Origin of the sequence: Mesorhizobium sp. M0478 (assembly GCF_040321305.1) — a bacterium.
Taxonomy (GTDB): Bacteria; Pseudomonadota; Alphaproteobacteria; order Rhizobiales; family Rhizobiaceae; genus Mesorhizobium.
In genome coordinates, this window is record NZ_JAMYRH010000040.1 from 1 (window position 1) to 1513 (window position 1513).

Consider the following 1513-nt stretch of genomic DNA (forward strand, 5'->3'; position numbering starts at 1 on the left):
TGTGCGGCGTCAGCAGCAATGAGACAAAATCGGTTTAACTGAGAGAGGAGGATTTCTGGTTCATCGTAGCCATTCAAAGGAGCGAAGATGAGACAGAAATCCGGGACGGAAAAGCGCCCTGCAGAAGCGGTGATCAAGGACATCCGCCGGGTCACCCGCAAGCAGTATGGTGCGGAGGAGAAGATCCGCATCGTGCTGGAGGGACTACGCGGGGAAGAGTCGATCGCGGCGTTGTGCCGGCGCGAAGGGATCGCCGAGAGCCTGTATTACAACTGGTCGAAGGAATTCCTCGAAGCCGGCAAGAAGCGGCTGGCAGGTGATACTGCGCGTGCCGCCACCACTGACGAGGTCAAGGTTCTTCGCCGCGAGTCGCGCGATCTGAAAGAGGTCGTGGCCGAACAGGCGCTGGAACTGCGGCTGCTCAAAAAAAGCATGATCGCGGATGGGGGCGACGACGAATGAGATACCCCGCCTCAGAGAAGCTCGAGATCATCCAGACTGTCGAGCGATCGCACTTGCCGGCGTGTCGCACGCTGGAACGGCTCGGTATCCCGCGTGCCACCTTCCACCGATGGTATGATCGTTTCCTGACGGGTGGCGTCGATGCGCTCGAGGATCGTAGCCCACGGCCCGGCCGGGTATGGAACCGCATCCCGCAAGACGTCCGGGATCGGATCGTCGAGCTTGCCCTGGAGAAGCCGGAGCTCAGCCCACGGGAACTGGCGGTGACGTTCACCGACACCCAAAGCTATTTTGTCTCGGAAGCCTCAGTCTATCGCCTGCTCAAGGCGCACGATCTGATCACCAGCCCGGCCTTCATCGTGATCAAGGCCGCCGACGAGTTCAAGGACAAGACGACGGCGCCCAACCAGCTCTGGCAGACCGACTTCACCTATCTGAAGGTCATCGGCTGGGGCTGGTTTTACCTCTCCACCATTCTCGACGACTTCTCCCGCTACATCATCGCCTGGAAGCTGTGCACGACCATGAAGGCCGAGGACGTCACCGACACGCTGAACCTGGCGCTTGTCGCATCAGGCTGCGATCGGGCGACCGTGCGACAACGGCCGCGACTACTTTCCGACAATGGGCCGTGCTACATCGCCGGCGAGCTCGCCGGCTGGTTGCAGGATCGGGACATCGATCACACCCGCGGCGCGCCTTGCCATCCTCAGACCCAGGGCAAGATCGAGCGCTGGCACCAGACCCTGAAGAACCGCATCCTCTTGGAGAATTACTTCCTGCCGGGCGATCTCGAAGCCCAGATCGAAACCTTCGTCGAGCGCTATAACCATCGGCGCTATCATGAGAGCCTCGACAATCTTACGCCGGCCGACGTCTACTTCGGCCGCGGCCAGACCATCCTGTTGCAACGAGAAAGGATCAAGCGAAGGACCATCGAACTGCGGCGCTTGCAGCATCGCAAAGCCGCAGCCTAAAATGCCAACCCAGATGAGCCAGAGCCTCCCCTAAATCAGGCCGCAGTCTGTCTCAAAAACCCTGACGACGGACA

General features: G+C 60.3%; 1 protein-coding gene. It reads left to right on the forward strand.

What is annotated here, in order from left to right; translation table 11 throughout:
* Positions 1–87 precede the first annotated feature (87 nt).
* Positions 88–1439, forward strand: a protein-coding gene (locus tag NKI64_RS32085; RefSeq protein ID WP_352672086.1) for an IS3 family transposase whose coding sequence is annotated in 2 segments (ribosomal slippage) — positions 88–424 and positions 424–1439 — 1353 coding nt in all. Because the reading frame shifts where the segments join, the coding sequence is not laid out codon by codon here.
* Positions 1440–1513: the final 74 nt, after the last annotated feature.